The following is a 19349-nucleotide window of genomic DNA, read 5'->3' as shown; positions in this document are numbered from 1 at the left end:
CTGACGGGGCATGCGGCAGCTGTGCGGTCCGGCCCGGGAGCCCCCCGTACTCCCGGGCCGGACAGTCATGTGGTCATGCGTAGCGCAGTTCGCCCGGGCGGACGGAGCGGCGCAGCAGCGGGATCGAGGTGGCCGCTGTCAGCAGACAGCACCCGTACACGGCGAACGGCACCAGGAGCGCGGCGAACGGCACCGGCGCCACGATGTAGTCCGTGGAGACCGAGGCGTACCAGGCGCTGATCCCCAGCCCGCCGATGCCCGCCACCGCGACCGCGGGGGCCAGCGGCAGCGCGGTCTCCAGGAGCAGCGCCCGGGCCAGCACCCCGTACGGCACACCGGCGGCGGCCTGCGCGGCCAGACCCCGGCGCCGGGTGGCGAGGGACTCGGCGGTGCCGACGGCGAGCCCGGTGAGGATGAGCGCGAGGGCGACCAGTATCGCGGCGGCCGTCAGGTCGAGGCCCGTCGTGTAGTACGCCATGTCCGCGGCCAGGTGATCTTCGCGGCGCATGGTGTGCAGCTCGGCGAGCAGCACCTGCCGTACCCCGACGAAGCCCGAGCCCACGACCGTCACCAGCAGCACCGCCGCATGTGTGCGGGCCGCCGCCCACGGGTCCTCGCGCAGCCGTTCCGCCGCGATCAGCACCTCCGGGCGCCGGGCGCGGGCGGCCAGGCCCTCGCCCAGCTGCCGGGACGACGAGCCGGAAAGCCACACCGCCGTGAGGCTGATCAGCAGGGTCAGGACGATCAGTGTCAGAGGGCCGAAGGCCAGGACGGAGGAGTCGCTGAACAGCGGGACCAGCACCATGAACAGCAGAATCGCCGCCAGCAGCCAGGTCGCCGACTTGAACAGCCGACCGGGGCCCCGTGTGGCCCGCACCCGCCGTACCCACCCGAGCGGCGAGGCCACCACCCGGCGCAGTGACAGGGCACTCACGGCCGCGCCCAGCACGGGTACGGCCGCGGCCACCAGGGCGAAGCCCGCCCAGGCCGACGCTGTCGGATGCGGCCACAGCGGTACGAAGACGGCCGTGGCGGCCACCGAACCGGTCAGACAGGCCGGCCCCGACTCCAGCGCCTCGACCCGCCGCACTTGCCCGGGCGAGGCACCCGCGAGCCGCAGCGCGGCCAGCCGCCGGTCCCGGTGCACCGCTCCGATGCGTGCGCACTGTCCGAGAAAACCGAGCACCGGGATGAGCAGCAGCCCCAACGCGAAGATCACTCCCCGTCGGTCACTGTCGGAATCGATCAGCCCGGACCCGACGGACACGGAGTAGTACCCGTCCAGCGAGGCGAGCGAGACGACCGCGAGCCCGATAGCCGTGGCCATCGCCGCCCCGAGCGCCGTGAGCCCGATCCGCCACCACTCCCGCCGGTCCGAGCCCCGGGTCAGCAGCCAGGCCAACCGCAGATCCGCCCTCACGCCGTCACCCCCGCCACCACGGCCCCGTCGCTCAGCCGGACCTCGCGGTCCGCGTAGGCCGCGACCTGGGCGTCGTGCGTGATCAGCAGGACCGCCGTGCCCGCCTCACGAGCCGTGTGGACCAGGGACGTCATCACCTGCTCGGTCGCCAGGGAGTCCAGCGCACCGGTCGGCTCGTCGGCGAAGACGACCCTGGGGCCGGTGACCAGGGCCCGCGCCAGCGCCGCCCGCTGGGCCTGGCCGCCGCTCAGCTCACCTGGCCGCAGCGCCTCCTGTCCCCGTACGCCGAACCGCTCCAGCCACTCACCGGCCGCCGCCTGCGCGTCCTTGCGGGCGGCGCCCGCGAGCATCAGCGGCAGCGCCACGTTGTCCAGCACCGTCAGCTCCGGGATCAGCTGACCGAACTGGAACACCACCCCGAAGTCGGTCCGGCGCAGCTCGCTCAGCCGCTTCTCCGGCAGCTGGTCGAGCCGCTGCCCGTCGTACGTCACCGAGCCGGCGTCCGGGCGGACGATGCCGGCCAGGCAGTGCAGCAGCGTGGACTTCCCGCTGCCGCTGGTGCCGGTCACGGCGAGGATCTCGCCGGCCCGCAGCTGAACCGAGGCACCGCGCAGCGCCTCGGTCCTGCCGTGCGCCTTGGTGAGGTCACGGGCCGCCAGGAGCGGCACCGTGCTGTCTGGGCTGTCCCCGTTGCTCATGCTGCGTCTACCTCCGCGGTCAGGGTGGTGAGCCGGGCCGCCGTCGTGGTCATCCAGCGGAGGTCGGCGTCGAGATGGTTGAGGGCGTAGTCCGCCGAGAGAACGGTCGCGAGATCGGCGCCGGGCGCCGTCTTGACCGCCGTGAGCTCCCGCATCCGTTGCATGTGGGCGGCGCGCTGGGCGGCCAGATAGGCCTCCGCGTCGCCGCCGGAGAGGATCGAGACGACGACCTTGGCGAAGATCTCGTTCGTCACGAAGGGGGCCGGCGGGGCGATCTCCCCGGCCCAGGCGGCCAGTTCGCGCGCCCCCTCGTCGGTCGAGCGATATGTCGTCCGCTCCGGGCCGCCGTCCGAGTCGGTGCCCTCGACCTCCGCGAGGCCGTCCCGGACCAGGCGCTGCAGGGTCGTGTAGACCTGGCCGTAGGCCAGTGGACGGGCCTGCGGGAAGCGCTCGTCGTGCCGTCGCTTCAGGTCGTAGCCATGGCTCGGCCCCGAAGCGAGCAGCCCCAGCAGGATGTGGCGGGTGCTCATGGCGATCATTATGCACTCGATACATGTACTGAGTGAATAGTGATCCCCGTGCTGCCTCGAAGTTGACGCAGAATGTGAGGAGAGGCACGTAGTCCCTTTCGGTACGTCTGCCGCCGCGTCCGGTGGGTAGGGCTGCGTTAACCCGCAACCTCGCCGTACTCGACAAGGAGGCCCCCGTGGCCGCACCGGCTTACCCCCTCTCCAAACCCGTGGCGCAGCTGCCGTCCCTCGATCCCGAGCCGCATTTCTGCGTCTTCAGTGCGGAGGCCGCCTGCGCCGAGACCCCGCTGACCAGCGAACCGCCGCTGCCCGAGGCCGAGCCCCTCACCAGTGAGCCGCCACTCGCCGACGCCGCGCCCCTGACCAGCGAGGCGGTGGCCCCCGAGCCGGACGCTCCGAGGCACTAGTGACGGCGCAGGGGTCGGCCGACCCGCCTTCCGAGGAGCTGTCCCGGCTCGCCGCGCTGCACGGCGTCGCCACCTCCTACAGCCCCTCCCCGGACCGCACGGTCGCGGCCTCCGCCACCGCAGTCACCCTCGCCCTCGCCGCCCTCGGCGTCGACGCGAGCACCGACGACACGACCCGCGCCGCGCTCGCCGCCCGGGAGACCGAGCTACGCGAACGGCTGCTGCCACCGACGGTGGTCCTGTGGAGCGGAGCCACATCCTCCGCCCTCGAAGCCCTCCCGGCCGGCACCCGGCTGAGCATCGAGACCGAGCAGGGCGAGACCCGGTCCTCGGCCGAGCAACTCCCGCCCGGCGTCCACCGTTTGACGGCCGCCGCCCCCGACGGCCGCAGCGCGGAGGCCCACCTCGTCGTCGCCCCGCCCCGGCTGCCCACGCCCACCGCGCGCTCGTACGGCCTGCTCGTCCAGCTCTACTCCCTGCTCTCCCGGCGCTCCTGGGGCATGGGCGACCTCGGTGACCTCGCCGAGCTCACCGCCTGGGCCGGCCGCACGCTCGGCGCGGGGTTCATCCAGGTCAACCCGCTGCACGCGGCCGTGCCCGGCGCCCCCACCGACCCCTCCCCGTACCGCCCCTCCTCCCGCCGCTTCCCCGACCCCGTACACCTGCGCGTCGAGGACATCCCCGAATACGCCCATGTCGAGGACCAGGAGCGGGTACGGGCGCTGCTCGGGCGCGCGGCCGAACTGCGGGAAGCGGTCCTGGAGAAAGGCGCGCTGATCGACCGGGACGCCGTGTGGGAGCTCAAGCGGGAGGCGCTGGAGCTGATCCGCGAGGTGGAGCTCGGGCCCGGCCGGCGTGCCGCATACGTCGACTTCCTCGCCGAGCAGGGCGAGGCCCTGGAGGACCACGCCACCTGGTACGCCCTCGCCGAGGTGCACGGCTCCGACTGGAGCCGCTGGCCCGCCGCGCTCCAGGACCCGCGCTCGGCCGAAACCGCCCGCGCCCGCGGGGAGCTGATGGACCGCGTCGACTTCCACTCGCGGCTCGCCTGGCTCACCGACGCCCAGCTCACCGATGCGCAGCGCGCCGCGCGCGAGGCCGGGATGCCGGTGGGGATCGTGCACGACCTGGCGGTCGGGGTGCACCCCGGCGGAGCCGACGCCTGGGCGCAGCAGGAGTACTTCGCCGCCGGGATGTCGGTGGGCGCCCCACCGGACGCCTTCAACGCGCGCGGCCAGGACTGGGGCCTGCCGCCCTGGCGACCGGACCGCCTCGCCGAGTCCGGCTACGCGCCCTACCGGCGCCTGCTGAAGGCCCTCTTCCGGTACGCCGGCGCCCTGCGCATCGACCACGTCATGGGCCTGTTCCGGCTCTGGTGGGTGCCGCAGGGGCATCCGCCCACGGAGGGCACCTACGTCCGCTACGACGCCGAGGCCATGCTCGCGATCCTCGTGCTGGAGGCCTCGCGCGCCGGGGCGGTCGTCATCGGCGAGGACCTGGGCACGGTCGAGCCGGGGGTGCGGGAGACCCTGCGCGAGCGCGGGGTGCTCGGCACCTCGGTGCTGTGGTTCGAGCGGGACTGGGAGGGCGACGGGCAGCCGCTGCCGCCCGAGGCCTGGCGCGCCGACTGCCTCGCCACCGCCACCACCCACGACCTGCCGCCCACGGCCGCCCGTCTCACCGGCGAACACGTCGAACTCCGTGACCGCCTCGGCCTGTTGACCCGCCCGCTGGAGGAGGAGCGCGCGGAGGCGGCCAACGACACGGGGGAGTGGCTGGGCCTGCTCGCCCGCCTCGGCCTGCTGCCCGGTACCGGCGGCGGGCACGGCGTGTCGGAGGAGGAGGCCGAGATCCAGGCGGTCCACCGCTTCCTGCTGCGCACCCCGTCCCGCATGATCGGCGTCTGGCTCCCCGACACGGTCGGCGACCGCCGGCCGCAGAACCTCCCGGGCACCTGGGACCAGTACCCGAACTGGCGACTGCCGATCGGGGACGCAGCGGGCCGCCCGGTGACGCTGGAGGACCTGGCCGGCTCGCCGCGGCTGCATGCGCTGATCGACGTGCTGCGGACGGTACGGCCGGGGTGAGGAGAGGGCCGATCTCGTAGAGCACCCCCCGAACGAGCGACCCCAATCGTCGTTCGATACGTTTGACAGCGTGGACAAGAAGAACGCCCTGCGCGCCGGCGCCCTGGCCGCCGGTACGACGCTGATGATGCTGCTCATGTCGTCCCCCGCCTCCGCGCTGATCCGCGACGACGGCGACGACCCCGGCAATGGCCTGAGCGTCGGCGAGACGCTGGGCCTCTACGTCCTGGCCCCGCTGGCCCTGTTCGCGGTCATCGCGGGCCTGGTGATGGCGCTGGACAAGTCCAAGGACCGCCGGCCGAAGGCCAAGGCCTGACCTCACGTCTCCCGGGGGCGTCGGCTTCACCGTCCGTACGGTGAGGCCGACGCCCCCGCTGTGTTCTCACGGGCTCGGCGCCGTCAGATACCGCTGCACCGTCGGAGCCAGCCAGGCCGTGAGCTCCTCGCGGCTCAGCGCCACGGTCGGCGGGAACCGCAGGACGTAGCGGGTGAGGGCCAGCCCGAGCAGCTGTGCCGCGGTGAGCGCGGCCCGCGCGGGGGCCTGCTGGGGGTCGGGGCACACCGCGTGGGCAACCGGCATCATCTGGTCCCGGAAGATCTCCTGCATCCGCTCGGCTCCGGCTCCGTTGGTCGCCCCGACCCGGAGCAGGGCCGTCAGCACCTCGTTCTCCTCCCACATGCCGAGGAAGTGCGCGACGAGCCTCCAGCCGACCTCTTCCCGGGGTAGCGCTGCCATGTCCGGCATTCTCAGATCGATGGAGACGGCCGCCGCGAACAGGCCCTCCTTGTTGCCGTAGTAGCGCATCACCATGGAGGGGTCGATGCCCGCGTCCCGTGCGATGGCACGGATGGTGGCCCGCTCGTAGCCGTCGGCCGCGAAGCGTTCGCGGGCCGCGACGAGGATGGCGTTGCGGGTGGTCTCCGAACGGCGGCGGGTGCTGCCGGAGCCGGGAGCCGTACTGCTGCTGTCGCTGACTTTCACATCAACAAGCGTAGGCCAACGTGTGTTGGCCAACAAGTGTTGACTTGCCTTGCTCCGCCGCCCTACGCTCATCAACAAGCGTTGGCAAACAAGCGTTGGCAAACGCTCGTGGGCAAACAGTCGTTGGTGAACAAGCGTTGGCAACAGGGAGGTCATCATGAAGGCTCAGCTTTCCGTGATCGTCGTCGGCTCGGGCCCCGCCGGTCTCCTGCTCGCCGGCGACCTCGCCACCGCCGGCGTACCCGTCACCCTCCTCGAAAAGCGCCCGCACAAGACCAGCAATCTCTCCCGCGCCTTCGTCCTGCACGCCCGCACCCTCGAGCAACTCGACGCCCGCGGACTCGCCGACGGCCTGGAGGCCATCGGCCGCCCCCTCGACAGCCTCCGCCTCTTCGGCCGCCTCACCATCCGACTCTCCACACTGCCCTCCCGCTTCAACCACCTCCTCGTCATCCCGCAGTACGAGGTGGAGAAGGCCCTGGAGCGGCGCGCCGTCGAGGCCGGAGTGGACTTCCGGTACGAGACCGAGCTGACCGGGCTCACCCAGGACGCGGACGGCGTGACGGTCGAGGTCCGGGGGCCAGGCGGGGTCGCCGGCAGCGTGCGGGCCTCGTACGTGGTCGGCACCGACGGCATGCGCAGCGCCGTGCGCGACGCGATCGGGCTGCCCTTCCCCGGCCGCTCCGCCATCCGTTCCGTCGTCCTCGCGGACGTACGCCTCGCCGAGGAGCCCGAGAACCTGCTGACCGTCAACACGGTCGGCGACGCCTTCGCGTTCCTCGCACCCTTCGGTGACGGCTACCACCGCGTGATCGCCTGGAACCGCGCCCGCAACGTCCCCGACAGCGAGCCCCTCGACCTCGACGAGGTCAAGGAGGTCACCCGGCTCGCCCTCGGCCACGACTACGGCATGCACGACGCCCGCTGGATGTCCCGTTTCCACAGCGACGAACGCCAGGCGCCCGCCTACCGGGTGGGCCGTGTCTTCCTCGCCGGGGACGCCGCGCACGTCCACACCCCGGCCGGCGGTCAGGGCATGAACGCCGGTCTGCAGGACGCGGCCAACCTGAGCTGGAAGCTGGCCGCCGTCGCCCAGGGCCACGCGGACGCGGCCCTCCTCGACACCTACCAGGCCGAGCGCCACCCCGTCGGCAAGGCCGTGCTGCGCAGCAGCGGCGGGATCGTCCGCCTCGCGATGGCCAAGCGCCCCTGGGAGCTGGCGCTGCGGGCCGCACTCACCACCTTCCTCGACGTCGTGGGCCCGGCTCGGCGCAGGGCGGTCGGCCAGATCACCGGCATCGGCTACCGCTACCCCGCCCCCCGCGGCGCCCACCGCCTCACCGGCACCCGGGTCCCGGACGTCGCCCTGAAGGACGGCCGCCTCTACGAGGCCCTGCGCGGCGGCAGGTTCGTACTGATCACCCCCGAGGCCTACGAGGACCAAGGCACCCGCAAGGGCCGGCTGACCGTGGAGCGCTGGGCGAGCGACCGGCGTACGACCGTCCTGGTCCGCCCCGACGGCTATGTGGCCTGGGCGGCGGATTCTGCGGACGCGGCGCGGATCGAGGAAGCGGTGGCCCGGTACCTGGGCTAGTGCCCGGCCTCCAGCGTCCCCGCCAGCAACTCCCGGAGCAGGTCGGCCAGTTGGCCGGCCTGTTCCTCGTTCATGGTGGACAGGGCCTCCGTCTGGACGGCGAGGCCCGCGCCGACCGCCTCGTCGATGACCGCCAGTCCCTTCTCGGTGAGCGTCACTTGGAGGGCCCGGCGGTCGTGCGGGTCGGGGGAGCGGCGCAGCAGGCCTGCTCGTTCCAGCTTGTCGAGGCGACCGGTCATGCCGCCCGTGGTGAGCATCAGGGTCGCCGAGAGCTGCCGGGGCGAGAGGGTGTACGGCTCTCCTGAGCGGCGCAGGGTCGCCAGCACGTCGAACTCGCCGCGGGAGATGCCGAAGGGGGCGTACGCCTTCTCCATGCGGTCGCCCATGGTGCGGGAGAGGCGGTAGATCCGCCCGAAGACCTCCATCGCCCTGGTGTCGAGGTCCGGTCGCACCCCCGCCCACTGCTCGATGATCGCGTCGACGGCGTCCTTGCGCTGTGCACTCATGCCCCGAGTATCCGCAAGCCCAGAGTCAGTGGCAAGAAAGTAGCTTGACGGAAAGTTGCTTAGCGCTAAGCTAATCACTGCCAAGCTAACCGTTGTCGGGCTGCCTTCCGCTCGTCGCGGAGCGCATTCGATTCCGAGAGGTCGACCGTGGAGAAACCGGACCGCATACCCGGCCAGTGGGCCCTGCCCGTCGCCGCCGCCGTCAACGGCGTCGGCACGGGCATGTACGTGCCTTTCACGTTGGTCTTCTTCCACTACGTCACCGGCCTCTCCTTCACCACCGTCGGGCTGGTGCTGACCGTGACCGGGCTGGTGGGCCTCGCCGCGCTGCCTCCGGCCGGAGCGGCCGTCGACCGGTTCGGCGCGCGGCGCGTGCAGCTCGCGCTGTACGGGGTGCGCGCCGCCGGCTTCACCGCCTACCCCTTCGCCGACTCCCTCGCCGCCTTCGCCGCGGTCGCGCTGGTCACCGCCGCCGCCGACCGGGCCTTCCCCGCCGTACAGTCCTCGCTCCTCGGCGAGGTGGCCCGGGGTACCGGGCGGGACCGGTTGCAGGCCGCCACCCGGGCGCTGCAGAACGGGGGCTATGGCGCCGGTGCCCTGCTGGCCACCCTGGTCATCGCCTTCGCCGGACCCACCGGCTACACCTACGCGGCCTGGGGCAACGCCCTGTCCTTCGCCCTCGCCGCGCTGCTGCTGAAGCCGCTGCGGCCGTTGCCCGCCGCCGACGTCACGGCGGCCCGGCGCGCCGGGGCCGGTTACCGGCTGGTGCTCGCCGACCGGCCCTTCCTGGTCGTCACCGGCGCCAACTTCCTGAACGCGCTGAGCTATTCGGCCCTGTCCGTGCTCTTCCCGCTGTTCCTCGTGGAGTGGCTGCACGGGCCCGCGGTGCTCACCGGTGCAGCGTTCACGGTCAACACCGTGCTGTGCGCGGCGGCCGGGGTGTTCGTCGGCGGGCGGGTGCGCAGGGCCGGTGCCCGGCGCACCCGGGCCGCGGCACTGGGCGGGAGCCTGTTCGCGGTGGCGTTCCTCGGGCTGATCGCGCTGGGCACCCTGCGGCCGCACTCCGGCCCGGTGCTGGACGGGGCCCTGGTCGCCGTGGTCGTCGTCTACACGCTCGGCGAGCTGATCCACAGCCCCGCCGCCGAGGTCCTCGCCGTGTCGGCGGCGCCCGAGGCCGTGCGCGGCCGGTATCTGGCGGCGTACCAGATGTCCTGGTCGCTGGCGAAGGCGGTGGCTCCGTCGCTGTTCACGGCGCTGCTCGCGGTGGACGGCCGGGCACCCTGGGCGGTCCTGGTCCTCACCTCGGCGCTGGCGGCCGCCCTGCTGATCCGCACGGAACGCCGACTGCCGGCCGACGCGGTACGGCCGGTCGTGGAGACCGTCGTACGCAAGACCTCCCCACCCGCTTCCCGCCGCTCCGAGGAAGTCCCGACCCGCACCTCCCGCCACCCCGAAGGGACCCGGTCATGAAACGGACCGCGACCGTCCTGCTCACCGCCCTCGCCCCCGTCTCCTGGGGCACCACCTACGCCGTCACCACCCAGTTCCTCCCCGCCGACCGGCCCCTGTTCACCGCTCTGGCGCGAGCCCTGCCCGCCGGTCTGCTGCTGCTGGCGGTGACCCGGGTGCTGCCGCGCGGTGCCTGGTGGTGGAAGGCGGCCGTGCTCGGTGCGCTGAACATCGGTGCCTTCTTCCCGCTGCTGTTCCTGTCCGCGTACCGGCTGCCCGGCGGCATGGCAGCCGTCGTCGGCTCGGTCGGGCCGCTGTTCGTGGTGGGGCTGTCGGCGCTGCTGCTGGGGCAGCGGCCGACGGGGCGGGCGCTGCTCGCCGGGGTCGTGGCGGCGTTCGGCGTCAGTCTCGTCGTGCTGAAGGCGGCCGGAGCGCTCGACCCCGTCGGTGTGCTGGCCGCCCTCGCCTCCTCCGCGTCGATGTCCACCGGCACGGTGCTGACCAAGAAGTGGGGGCGCCCCGCGGGTGTGGGTCCGCTCGCCCTCACCGGCTGGCAGCTGACGGCCGGCGGGCTGCTCATCGCCCCGCTCGCCCTCCTCGTCGAGGGTGCCCCACCCGCCCTGGACGCCCGCGCGGTCGGCGGCTACCTCTACCTCGCCCTCGCCAACACGGCCGTCGCCTACTGGCTGTGGTTCCGTGGCATCGGCCGCCTCACCGCCACCCAGGTCACCTTCCTCGGCCCGCTCTCCCCGCTGACCGCGGCCGTGGTCGGCTGGGCGGCACTCGGACAGGCGCTCACCGCGGTCCAACTCGCGGGCATGGCGCTGGCGTTCGGCGCGACGGTGGCGGGGCAGGCGACGAGGGCCGCTCCCTCCGCATCGTTCAGTTCTGCTGAAGTGAATGGTCGAAAAGATTCGATGGACCTGACAGGTGTGTCGCTGCGACGGTAGATCCACCGAGATCACCCGTCACCGAAAGGACCTCCGTGGCCGTCGCCCTCGACCGGACCGCCTCCACTCCCACCACCCGCGCACTGCGAGGCCTCGCCCTCGCCGCCCTCGCCACCGTCGTCTGGTCCGGCAGCTTCGTCACCTCACGGGCGCTGCACGACAGCGTGCCGCCGGTGCAGCAGGCGTTCTGGCGGTGGGTGGTCGCGTTGGTGGCCGTGGCGCCGTTCGGGGCCCGACCGGCCTGGAGGCAACGGGAGTTGATACGACGTCACCTCGGGTTCGTGCTGCTGGCCTCGCTCCTCGGTGTCACCGTCTACAACACCCTGGTCAACCAGGCGGGGCTGACCGTTCCGGCCGCCAACATGGGCATGATCATGGCCGCCTCGCCCGTGCTGATGGCGGCGTTCGAGCGGGTGGGCGGAGGGCGGCTGGGAGCGCGCCGGGTCACGGGGCTCGCGACGGCCTGCGGGGGCGTCGTACTGCTGATGGGCGGGGGAGCCGGACTTGCCGCGGGGGACCTCTGGATGGTCGCCGCCGCCTGCTGCTTCGGCTCGTACAGCGCGCTGCTGCGGCGCAGGCCGGCCGGACTCGACGGAACGGCCTTTCTCTTCACCACGTTCCTGCTCGGCACCGCCCTGCTGCTGCCCGCCCAGGCCGTGAGCGTGGCGGCGCAGGGCGCCTTCACACCGGCGCCCGGGACCGTCCTGCCCATCCTCTACGTCGGCGTCGCCTCCTCCGTCGTCGCGTTCTTCGCCTGGAACAAGGCGATCGGCCTGATCGGTGCGGCCCGGGCGGGGACGGTCTACCACCTGCAGCCGGTGTGCGTGGCCCTGCTGTCCTGGGCGGTGCTGGGTGAGCAGGTCGGCCCGCCGCAGGCCCTGAGCATGGCGCTGATCCTCGGCGGGGTGGTGCTGGGCGCCGCCGTATAGGTTGCCGCCATGGTCGAGTGGGACATCCGGAAGCTGCAGATCCTGCGGACGCTCAGGGAGCGGGAGACGGTCACCGCGACCGCCGAGGCGCTGCGGATGACGCCCTCCGCGGTGTCCCAGCAGCTGACCAACCTGGCCAGGCAGCTCGGGGTGCCCCTGCTGGAGGCGCAGGGGCGGCGGGTGCGGCTGACGGACGCGGCGCGGCTGGTGCTGCGGCACGCCGAGGCCGTGTTCGAGCAACTGGAGCGCGCCGACGCCGAGTTGGCGGCCTACACCCAGGGCGAGGCCGGCGAGGTGCGGGTCGGCGCCTTCTCCACGGCCGTACCCGCTCTGGTCGTGCCTGCCGTACGGGTGCTGCGCACCCGGTACCCGGGAGTGAGCGTACGGGTGCGGGAGGCGGAGGCGGGGGAGGCGTACGAACTGCTGGCCGCAGGCGACGTCGACCTCGCGCTCTCCCTCGCCGCCCAGGCCCCGACCGCCGCCGATCCCCGCTTCACCCGCGTCCCGCTGCTCGCCGACCCCCTCGACCTCGCCCTGCCCCGCGACCACCCGCTCGCCGCCGCCGACGGGCTGCGGCTGGCCGACCTCGCCGGGGAGCCGTGGATCTTCGGCGGCAGCGGGCCCTGGTCGGACATCACCCTCGGGGCCTGCGAGGCGGCCGGGTTCAGCCCCGTGCAGGGGCATTCGGCGGCCGGGTGGACGGCGATCCTGGCGATGGTGGAGGCCGGGATGGGGGTCGCGCTGGTGCCGCGGATGGCGGTCGTGGCGAGGGAGGGCGTCGCGATGCGGCGGCTGACGGAGGACCGGCCCCGACGGCATGTGGTGGCGGCCGTACGGAAAGGGGCCGGGGAGGGGGCGGTCGTGGGGCGGGTGCTCGGGGCGCTGCGGGAGGTGGCGGGGGAGCTTTCCGAGGCGGCGCCCGCCGTCACGCGCTGAAGTAGTGCCCCTCCTCCAGGTCCTCGATCAGACCGGGCCCCGTCGGCTCCCAGCCGAGCCACTTGCGGGTCAGCGCGTTCGAGGCCGGTACGTCGAGGCCGACGACGTGGGCCGGCCAGCCGAAGTGGGCGGGTGCCTCCTCGGCGGTGATGCTCCTGACCGGGACGTCCAGGTGGCGGCCGATGACGGCGGCGATGGCCCGGAACGGGACGCCCTCCTCGCCCACGGCGTGCAGTCGGGTACCCGCGGGCGCCGACTCCAGGGCGAGGCGGACCAGACGGGCCGCGTCCGTGCGGTGCACGGCCGGCCAGCGGTTGGCGCCGTCACCGACGTAGGCTGCGAAGCCCTTCTCACGGGCGGTGGCGATCAGCATCGAGACGAAGCCCTTGTCCCCCCGGTCGTGCACCGTCGGGGAGAACCGGACGGCCGCCGACCTGACCCCGCGGTCGGCCAGTGCGACGGCCGCGTCCTCGCTGCGTGCGCGGACCGCCCCGAACGACTCCGGCGGGGCCGTGTCCTCCTCGGTGCTGAACCTTCCCGGCTGCAGCAGTGCCGTTCCGGAGGACATCACGAAGGGCCTGTCCGAGCCCTCCAGCGCCGCCCCGATCACCTCGACGGCCCGCAGGTCCGTCGCGCACGCGCCGGCGAAGTCATAGGTCCCCGAGAAGTCGTGGATGAAGGCGAGGTGGGCGACGGCGTCGGCCGCGGCCGCCCCCTCGGCGAGACCTGCCGGGTCGGTGAGGTCCCCCCGGCGCACCTCGGCTCCGGCGGCCCGCAGCGCCTCGGCGGAGGCGTCGGAGCGGGCCAGCCCTGTGACCTGGTGCCCGGCGTCGAGGAGTTCGCGGACGACCGCGGAGCCGATGAAACCGGTCGCGCCCGTGACGAATACGCGCATGGTGCAGCCCTTCGAGGGTGGTGAGTGGATGTGCCTCCATCCTCCGAAGGGCACGGTGGCCGCGTCCAAAGCCTGTTCCGCATCGAGCAATACGGTTCGGGCATCACCGCAGGTGAGTAAGGTGGATGCATGGCTGACCTCGACCTTCGTCTGGTCCGGTACTTCACCGCCGTGGCCGAGCACCGCCACTTCGGGCGTGCCGCCGAGGCCCTGCACATCACCCAGCCGTCCCTCAGCCGGCAGATCGCGGCCCTGGAACACCGGCTCGGCGCCCGGCTGCTGGACCGCACCCCGCGCGGCACCCGGCTCACTGAGGCCGGCGAGGTGTTCCTGCCGCGTGCCAGGGCGCTGCTGGGCGCCGCCGAGCAGGCCGCGGCCGAGGCCCTGGCCGCCGCCGAGCCCAGCCGGTTCACCGTCGGCTTCACCAGCGGCCTGATCGTCACCTCCGCCGTGCGCGAGCTGCGGCGTCGGCATCCGGACGCCGACGTACGCAGCCGGCATCTGCGCTGGGACGGGGCGCGCGCCGCGCTGCTCGAACGCCGGGTGGACGCCGTGGTGACCCGACTGCCCTTCGCCACCGACCAGTTGGAGGTGACCGTCCTCTACGACGAGCCCAGGGCCGTGGTGGTCCCCGTCGACCACCGCCTGGCCGGCAAGGAGTCCGTCACCCTCGACGACATCGCGGGCGAACCGATGCCCCGCATCACCGGCGCCGACCCCGCCTGGGCGTCCTTCTGGCGCCTGGAACCCCGGCCGGACGGCCGCCCCGTGCCCGATGGCCCCGAGATCCTCGACCTGGAGGACAAGTTCGAGGTCGTCGCCTCCGGGGAGGCCCTCGTCATCACGGCCTACCCGCCCGGCGCCCGCCTGCGCCCCGACGTCACCGCGATCCCGCTGCACGGCGTCGAGCCCAGCCAGGTCGCCCTCGCCACCCGCGCCGGCGACCGCAGCCGTCTGGTGTCCGCCTTCCGCAAGGTCGCCCGCACCCACCTCACCCGGCCGTCCGCACCGGCGTGACCGGAGGCCCCCCTCGGGTCCCCGTATCGCGATAGCGTCACACCGTCCCCGCGTGACGCAATGCCTTCACCACCCCGGAGGTGCCCGTGGTCGTCGACACCTGTGCCAGCTGCGGCAGACCGCTCCCCGCACGGGCGGGCCGCACCGGCCGCAGCTCCGTGTACTGCTCGGCCGCATGCCGGCAGAAGGCGTACCGGGAGCGGCAGGGGACCGGGACGGGGGCCAGTGTGCAGCGCCTGATCGACGACATCGGGCGGCAGGTGCAGGAACTCACACCGCAGCCGCCGTCGGTCCTGTACTCCGGGGTGGCCGACCTGTCGGCCGCCGTGGCGCGGCTGCGGCGGGTCGCCCGGACCGCCCGCGACACCGCGAAGGAACCCCAGGGGCCCGCCGAGCCTTCCGTGACACCGAAATCCGTAACAGCGAAAGCCGTTACGGAAATCCCCCTCACCGAAGCCGACTTCGCCACCCTCACCGAGTCCCACCGCCGGGAGATCCACGTCCACTGCTACCGCATGACGGGCTCCTACGACGACGCCGAGGACCTGGTGCAGGAGACGTTCCTGCGGGCCTGGCGGGCCAGGGAGTCCTTCGAGGGGCGCGCCGGTGCCCGCACCTGGCTGTACCGCATCGCCACCAACGCCTGCCTGGACTTCCAGCGCCGCACCGCCCGCCGCCCGCAGCGCTACGAGCCGATCCCCGGCATGAACCACGGCACCGGCGAGGCCCCTGCCCGCATCACCTGGCTCCAGCCCTACCCGGACGACGAGCTGCCCACGGCGGAGGAGGACCGGCCGGACGTCGCCGCCGTCTCCCGCGAGACCCTGGAGCTGGTCTTCCTCGCCGCCATCCAGCACCTCCCGCCCCGCCAGCGGGCCGTGCTGATCCTGCGGGACGTGCTGGGCCTCACCGCCGCCGAGACCGCCGAGGCCCTGGACCTGACCGTGGCGTCCGCCAACAGCGCCCTGCAGCGCGCCCGCCCCACCCTCCGCGACCACCTGCCCGGGCAGCGCGCGGAGTGGAGCGCGGGCGAGCCGACGGAGGCCCAACGCACCGTGCTGCAGCGGTACATGACCGCCGCCGAGCAGCTCGACTTCGCCGCGATGACCGACCTGCTCAGCAAGGACGTCACGCTCACCATGCCGCCCAACCCCTTCTGGTTCACCGGCCGGGACGCCCTCGTCGAGTTCCTGCGCCCCACCCTCGACCCCGCCTCCCCCATGTTCTTCGGCCACTGGCGCCATCTCCCCGCCCGCGCCAACGGGCAGCTCGCAGCGGGCGGTTACGTCCGCAGACCCGGTACCCACGTCCACCGCGCCCAGGTCCTCGACGTCCTGCGCTTCGACGCCGACGACCGGATCGTGGAGATCACGTCCTTCGAGCCGCATCTGTTCCCGGCCTTCGGACTGCCGCTGCGGCTGTGACGACCGATGACTGATCGGGGCGCGGTGCGTCTGTATGACCGACCGATACGGAACAGCTCCACCGAGGAGATCACCATGCTGCTCACCGACAAGACCGCGATCATCTACGGCGCCGGCGGCTCGATCGGCGGTGCCGTCGCCCGCGCCTTCGCCGCCGAGGGCGCCCGCGTCCACCTGGTCGGACGGACCCGGAAGACGCTGGAGGCCGTGGCCGCCGACATCAAGGACGCCGAGGTCGCCGTCGTGGACGCCCTCGACGAGGCGGCCGTCGAGGAGCACCTCGCGGGCGTCGGGGACGTCGACATCTCGTTCAACCTCGTCACCCGCGGCGATGTGCAGGGCGCCCCGCTCACCGACATGCCCGTGGACGACTTCCTGCGGCCCGTCCTCAACGGTGTCCGCGCCAACTTCATCACCGCCCGCGGTGCCGCCCGCCGCATGGCCGAGCGTGGCTCCGGCGTGATCCTCACCCTCAACAGCGGCTCCGCGCACGGCAGTCCGATGATGGGCGGCACGGGACCCGCCGATGCCGCCATCGACACGCTCGTCCGCAACCTGGCCCTGGAGTGCGGTCCGCGCGGGGTGCGCGCCGTGGGTCTGTGGGCGGCCGGCGTACCCGAGACCTTCACCGTCGAGAAGCTCTCCGCGGTCAACCCGGCCATCGACGAAGCCGCCGTCCAGGGGATCATCGACAACCTCGCGACCATGCGCATGACCCGCCGCAACCCGACCCTCGCGGACATCGCCGCCACGGCCGTGTTCGCCGCCTCCGACCATGCGGCCGGCATCACCGGCACCTTCGTCAACGTGACGGGCGGGATGGTCCCGCGGTGATGACGAGCGAAGGGCGCCCGGTGTGACACCGGGCGCCCTCGTTCTCGTCATCCCGCGGACGACTACGCCTGCGCGTCAGCCGCCTGCGCCTTCAGCGCCCGCTCCACTCCCGACCGGGACTCGGAGACCAGTCGCCGCAGGGCTGCGCTGGGCTCGGCGGAGGCGAGCCAGGCGTCCGTCCGGTCCAGGGTCTCCTGCGAGACCTGGACGGACGGGTAGAGGCCGACGGCGATCTGCTGGGCGATCTCGTGCGAGCGGGAGTCCCAGATGTCCTTGACCACCTCGAAGTACTTCTCGGCGTACGGGGCGAGCAGCTCACGCTGGTCGGTCTGGACGAAGCCGCCGATGACCGCCTCCTGGACGGCGTTCGGCAGCTTGTCGGACTCCACGACCTGCGCCCAGACCTCCGCCTTCGCCTCCACGGTCGGCCGGGCGGCACGGGCAGTGGCCGCATGGCGCTCGCCCGCGGCCGTCTTGTCCCGCTCGTACTCGCCGGCGATCTCCGCCTCGTCGTAGCGGCCCACCGCGGCCAGCCGCTGCACGAACGCCCAGCGCAGCTCGGTGTCGACGACCAGGCCCTCGATCGTCTGCGAACCGTCGAGCAGCGCCTCCAGCAGGTCCAGCTGCTCCGGGGTCCTGGCGGTCGCCGCGAACGCCCGCGCCCAGGCCAGCTGGTGGTCGCCGCCCGGCTCGGCCGCGCGCAGATGGGCCAGCGTGGCGTCGGTCCAGCGGGTGAGCAGGGCCTCACGGGCCGCCGGGTCGGCGTACAGGTCGATCGCCAGCTTCACCTGGCGGTGCAGCGACTGCACGACACCGATGTCGGACTCCTTGCCGATGCCCGACAGGACCAGCGAGAGGTAGTCGCGGGTCGCGAGCTCCGCGTCCCGCGTCATGTCCCAGGCGGAGGCCCAGCACAGGGCCCTGGGAAGCGACGACTCGAAGTCACCCAGGTGCTCGGTCACGAACGCCAGGGACTTCTCGTCGAGCCGGACCTTGGCGTACGACAGGTCGTCGTCGTTGAGCAGGACGACGGCCGGGCGGCGCCTGCCCACCAGCTGCGGCACGGCGGTCAGTTCACCGTCGACGTCCAGCTCGATGCGCTCGTCACGCACCAGCTTGCCGCTGTCCTCGTCGAGTTCGTACAGGCCGACCGCGATGCGGTGGGGGCGGAGCGTCGGCTCGCCCTTGGCGCCGGCGGGGAGCGCCGGGGCCTCCTGGCGGATGGCGAAGGAGGTGACGACACCGGCGGCGTCCGTCTCGATCTCGGGCCGCAGGACGTTGATGCCCGCCGTCTGGAGCCATTTCTCCGACCAGTTCTTCAGATCGCGGCCGGAGGTCTCCTCCAGCGCGCCCAGCAGGTCGGACAGGCGGGTGTTGCCGTACGCGTGGCGCTTGAAGTACGCCTGCACACCACCGAAGAACTCGTCCATGCCGACGTACGCGACGAGCTGCTTCAGGACGCTGGCGCCCTTGGCGTAGGTGATGCCGTCGAAGTTGACCAGGACGTCGTCCAGGTCGTTGATCTCGGCCATGATCGGGTGGGTGGAGGGCAGCTGGTCCTGCCGGTAGGCCCACGTCTTCATCGAGTTGGCGAAGGTGGTCCAGGAGTGCGGCCAGCGCGACTCGGGGTGGTACGACTGGCACGCGATCGACGTGTACGTGGCGAACGACTCGTTCAGCCACAGGTCGTTCCACCACTCCATGGTGACCAGGTCGCCGAACCACATGTGCGCCAGCTCGTGCAGGATGGTCTCCGCGCGCAGCTCGTACGACGCGTCGGTGACCTTGGAGCGGAACACGTACTGGTCCCGGATCGTCACCGCACCCGCGTTCTCCATCGCGCCCGCGTTGAACTCCGGCACGAACAGCTGGTCGTACTTCTTGAACGGGTACGCGTAGTCGAACTTCTCCTGGAACCACTCGAAGCCCTGCCGGGTGACCTCGAAGATCGCGTCGGAGTCCAGGAACTCGGCGAGCGAGGGCCGGCAGTAGATGCCGAGCGGCACGGACTGCCCGTCCTTCTCGTACACGCTGTGCACGGAGTGGTACGGGCCGACGATCAGCGCCGTGATGTACGACGAGATCCGCGGCGTCGGCTCGAAGACCCAGGTGTCGTCCTTGGGCTCGGGCGTCGGCGAGTTGGAGATGACGGTCCAGCCGGAGGGCGCCTTCACCGTGAACTGGAAGGTCGCCTTGAGGTCGGGCTGCTCGAACGACGCGAACACGCGGCGGGCGTCCGGGACCTCGAACTGGGTGTAGAGATAGGCCTGTTGGTCCACCGGGTCGACGAAGCGGTGCAGCCCCTCACCGGTGTTGGTGTACGCGCAGTCGGCGACGACCCGAAGGATGTTACGGCCCTCGAGCAGCTCCGGGAGGGCGATCCGCGAGTCCTTGAAGACCTCGGCGGGGTCGAGGGCGTCGCCGTTCAGCGTCACCTCGTGGACGGTGGGGGCCACCAGGTCGATGAAGGACTCGGCCCCGTTCTCGGCCACGTCGAAGCGCACCGTCGTCACAGACCTGTAGGTGCCGCCCTCCTGCGCGCCGGAGAGGTCGAGATCGATCTCGTACGAGTCAACGGTGAGCAGCTTCGCCCGCTGCTGCGCCTCTTCGCGGGTCAGGTTTGTGCCAGGCACGCGGTCATCTCCTCGTCATGTGTCGGTTCAACCATCCTTCCACGGGACCGGGGGGAGG

Annotated in this window: 18 protein-coding genes; 11 read left to right on the top strand and 7 right to left on the bottom strand. The window is 72.6% G+C overall.

What is annotated here, in order from left to right:
- Positions 1-73 precede the first annotated feature (73 nt).
- The 3 genes from ACFY1E_RS03225 to ACFY1E_RS03215 are packed head-to-tail and all read right to left on the bottom strand — an operon-like array spanning position 74 to position 2648.
- Positions 74-1420 carry an ABC transporter permease gene (locus ACFY1E_RS03225; protein ID WP_389070753.1) on the bottom strand — a complete coding sequence of 449 codons (1347 nt, stop codon included), beginning with the start codon at positions 1418-1420 and terminating at the stop codon, positions 74-76.
- Positions 1417-2118 carry an ABC transporter ATP-binding protein gene (locus tag ACFY1E_RS03220; protein WP_389070751.1) on the bottom strand — a complete coding sequence of 234 codons (702 nt, stop codon included), beginning with the start codon at positions 2116-2118 and terminating at the stop codon, positions 1417-1419. The genes ACFY1E_RS03225 and ACFY1E_RS03220 overlap by 4 nt, the downstream gene beginning before the upstream one ends.
- On the bottom strand, positions 2115-2648 hold the full coding sequence (locus ACFY1E_RS03215; RefSeq protein WP_389070748.1) for a PadR family transcriptional regulator: 534 nt from the start codon (positions 2646-2648) through the stop codon (positions 2115-2117). The genes ACFY1E_RS03220 and ACFY1E_RS03215 overlap by 4 nt, the downstream gene beginning before the upstream one ends.
- A gap of 176 nt (positions 2649-2824) precedes the next feature.
- On the opposite strand from ACFY1E_RS03215, the gene ACFY1E_RS03210 reads away from it, so the two are divergent.
- The 3 genes from ACFY1E_RS03210 (at position 2825) to ACFY1E_RS03200 (ending at position 5458) form a co-directional block, all read left to right on the top strand.
- Positions 2825-3055, top strand: coding sequence for a hypothetical protein (locus ACFY1E_RS03210; RefSeq protein WP_389070746.1), 231 nt, complete (start codon positions 2825-2827; stop codon positions 3053-3055).
- Positions 3055-5142, top strand: coding sequence for a 4-alpha-glucanotransferase (malQ, locus tag ACFY1E_RS03205; RefSeq protein WP_389070743.1), 2088 nt, complete (start codon positions 3055-3057; stop codon positions 5140-5142). Before ACFY1E_RS03210 ends, malQ begins: the two co-directional genes overlap by 1 nt.
- Positions 5143-5212: 70 nt before the next feature.
- Positions 5213-5458 carry a hypothetical protein gene (locus ACFY1E_RS03200; RefSeq protein ID WP_389070742.1) on the top strand — a complete coding sequence of 82 codons (246 nt, stop codon included), beginning with the start codon at positions 5213-5215 and terminating at the stop codon, positions 5456-5458.
- 66 nt (positions 5459-5524) lie between these two features.
- On the opposite strand, the gene ACFY1E_RS03195 is transcribed toward ACFY1E_RS03200, so the two are convergent.
- On the bottom strand, positions 5525-6124 hold the full coding sequence (locus tag ACFY1E_RS03195) for a TetR family transcriptional regulator (protein ID WP_389070739.1): 600 nt from the start codon (positions 6122-6124) through the stop codon (positions 5525-5527).
- Positions 6125-6281: 157 nt separating this feature from the next.
- On the opposite strand from ACFY1E_RS03195, the gene ACFY1E_RS03190 reads away from it, so the two are divergent.
- Positions 6282-7718 carry an FAD-dependent monooxygenase gene (locus tag ACFY1E_RS03190; protein WP_389070737.1) on the top strand — a complete coding sequence of 479 codons (1437 nt, stop codon included), beginning with the start codon at positions 6282-6284 and terminating at the stop codon, positions 7716-7718.
- Here ACFY1E_RS03190 and ACFY1E_RS03185 read toward each other — a convergent pair.
- Entirely contained in the window at positions 7715-8224 is a 510-nt protein-coding gene (locus ACFY1E_RS03185) for a MarR family winged helix-turn-helix transcriptional regulator (protein ID WP_389070734.1), read from the bottom strand. The two genes, ACFY1E_RS03190 and ACFY1E_RS03185, sit on opposite strands and share 4 nt — an antisense overlap.
- 147 nt (positions 8225-8371) lie before the next feature.
- Here ACFY1E_RS03185 and ACFY1E_RS03180 point away from each other — a divergent pair, with 147 nt between their 5' ends.
- The 4 genes from ACFY1E_RS03180 to ACFY1E_RS03165 are packed head-to-tail and all read left to right on the top strand — an operon-like array spanning position 8372 to position 12488.
- Positions 8372-9694: an MFS transporter gene (locus ACFY1E_RS03180; RefSeq protein WP_389070732.1), complete on the top strand. Its 1323-nt coding sequence runs from the start codon at positions 8372-8374 to the stop codon at positions 9692-9694.
- Positions 9691-10623: an EamA family transporter gene (locus tag ACFY1E_RS03175; protein ID WP_389070730.1), complete on the top strand. Its 933-nt coding sequence runs from the start codon at positions 9691-9693 to the stop codon at positions 10621-10623. The genes ACFY1E_RS03180 and ACFY1E_RS03175 overlap by 4 nt, the downstream gene beginning before the upstream one ends.
- A gap of 35 nt (positions 10624-10658) precedes the next feature.
- Positions 10659-11552, top strand: a complete 894-nt coding sequence (locus ACFY1E_RS03170; protein WP_389070728.1) for a DMT family transporter — start codon at positions 10659-10661, stop codon at positions 11550-11552.
- Between the two features lie 9 nt (positions 11553-11561).
- Positions 11562-12488: a LysR substrate-binding domain-containing protein gene (locus ACFY1E_RS03165; protein ID WP_389070725.1), complete on the top strand. Its 927-nt coding sequence runs from the start codon at positions 11562-11564 to the stop codon at positions 12486-12488.
- On the opposite strand, the gene ACFY1E_RS03160 is transcribed toward ACFY1E_RS03165, so the two are convergent.
- Positions 12478-13383, bottom strand: a complete 906-nt coding sequence (locus ACFY1E_RS03160; RefSeq protein ID WP_389070724.1) for an SDR family oxidoreductase — start codon at positions 13381-13383, stop codon at positions 12478-12480. The two genes, ACFY1E_RS03165 and ACFY1E_RS03160, sit on opposite strands and share 11 nt — an antisense overlap.
- A gap of 129 nt (positions 13384-13512) precedes the next feature.
- On the opposite strand from ACFY1E_RS03160, the gene ACFY1E_RS03155 reads away from it, so the two are divergent.
- The 3 genes from ACFY1E_RS03155 to ACFY1E_RS03145 all read left to right on the top strand — a co-directional run bounded on the left by ACFY1E_RS03155 (position 13513) and on the right by ACFY1E_RS03145 (position 16658).
- Positions 13513-14400: a LysR family transcriptional regulator gene (locus tag ACFY1E_RS03155; RefSeq protein ID WP_389070721.1), complete on the top strand. Its 888-nt coding sequence runs from the start codon at positions 13513-13515 to the stop codon at positions 14398-14400.
- An 86-nt stretch (positions 14401-14486) separates the two neighbouring features.
- A complete protein-coding gene (locus tag ACFY1E_RS03150; protein WP_389070719.1) occupies positions 14487-15824 on the top strand; it encodes a sigma-70 family RNA polymerase sigma factor in 1338 nt (445 codons plus the stop codon).
- 75 nt (positions 15825-15899) lie between these two features.
- Positions 15900-16658 carry an SDR family NAD(P)-dependent oxidoreductase gene (locus ACFY1E_RS03145; RefSeq protein WP_389070718.1) on the top strand — a complete coding sequence of 253 codons (759 nt, stop codon included), beginning with the start codon at positions 15900-15902 and terminating at the stop codon, positions 16656-16658.
- A gap of 62 nt (positions 16659-16720) precedes the next feature.
- Here ACFY1E_RS03145 and pepN read toward each other — a convergent pair whose 3' ends face one another.
- The gene (gene pepN / locus ACFY1E_RS03140) at positions 16721-19291 is read right to left on the bottom strand and encodes an aminopeptidase N (protein WP_389070717.1); all 2571 of its coding nucleotides are present in this window, start codon (positions 19289-19291) and stop codon (positions 16721-16723) included.
- Positions 19292-19349: the final 58 nt, after the last annotated feature.

The sequence above is a fragment of the Streptomyces sp. NPDC001604 genome (assembly GCF_042893475.1).
In the GTDB taxonomy this organism is placed as follows: Bacteria; Actinomycetota; Actinomycetes; order Streptomycetales; family Streptomycetaceae; genus Streptomyces.
The sequence above is the reverse complement of the archived record's forward strand: the minus strand, read 5'-3'. Positions and strand labels throughout refer to the sequence as shown.

What these genes read in the sequence shown, in the direction of transcription:
- ACFY1E_RS03220 (WP_389070751.1), bottom strand. Translation starts at nt 2,118, where the DNA reads ATGAGCAACGGGGACAGCCCAGACAGCACGGTGCCGCTCCTGGCGGCC.
- ACFY1E_RS03215 (WP_389070748.1), bottom strand. Translation starts at nt 2,648, where the DNA reads ATGAGCACCCGCCACATCCTGCTGGGGCTGCTCGCTTCGGGGCCGAGC.
- ACFY1E_RS03190 (WP_389070737.1), top strand. Translation starts at nt 6,282, where the DNA reads ATGAAGGCTCAGCTTTCCGTGATCGTCGTCGGCTCGGGCCCCGCCGGT.
- ACFY1E_RS03185 (WP_389070734.1), bottom strand. Translation starts at nt 8,224, where the DNA reads ATGAGTGCACAGCGCAAGGACGCCGTCGACGCGATCATCGAGCAGTGG.
- ACFY1E_RS03175 (WP_389070730.1), top strand. Translation starts at nt 9,691, where the DNA reads ATGAAACGGACCGCGACCGTCCTGCTCACCGCCCTCGCCCCCGTCTCC.
- ACFY1E_RS03165 (WP_389070725.1), top strand. Translation starts at nt 11,562, where the DNA reads ATGGTCGAGTGGGACATCCGGAAGCTGCAGATCCTGCGGACGCTCAGG.
- ACFY1E_RS03160 (WP_389070724.1), bottom strand. Translation starts at nt 13,383, where the DNA reads ATGCGCGTATTCGTCACGGGCGCGACCGGTTTCATCGGCTCCGCGGTC.
- ACFY1E_RS03155 (WP_389070721.1), top strand. Translation starts at nt 13,513, where the DNA reads ATGGCTGACCTCGACCTTCGTCTGGTCCGGTACTTCACCGCCGTGGCC.
- ACFY1E_RS03145 (WP_389070718.1), top strand. Translation starts at nt 15,900, where the DNA reads ATGCTGCTCACCGACAAGACCGCGATCATCTACGGCGCCGGCGGCTCG.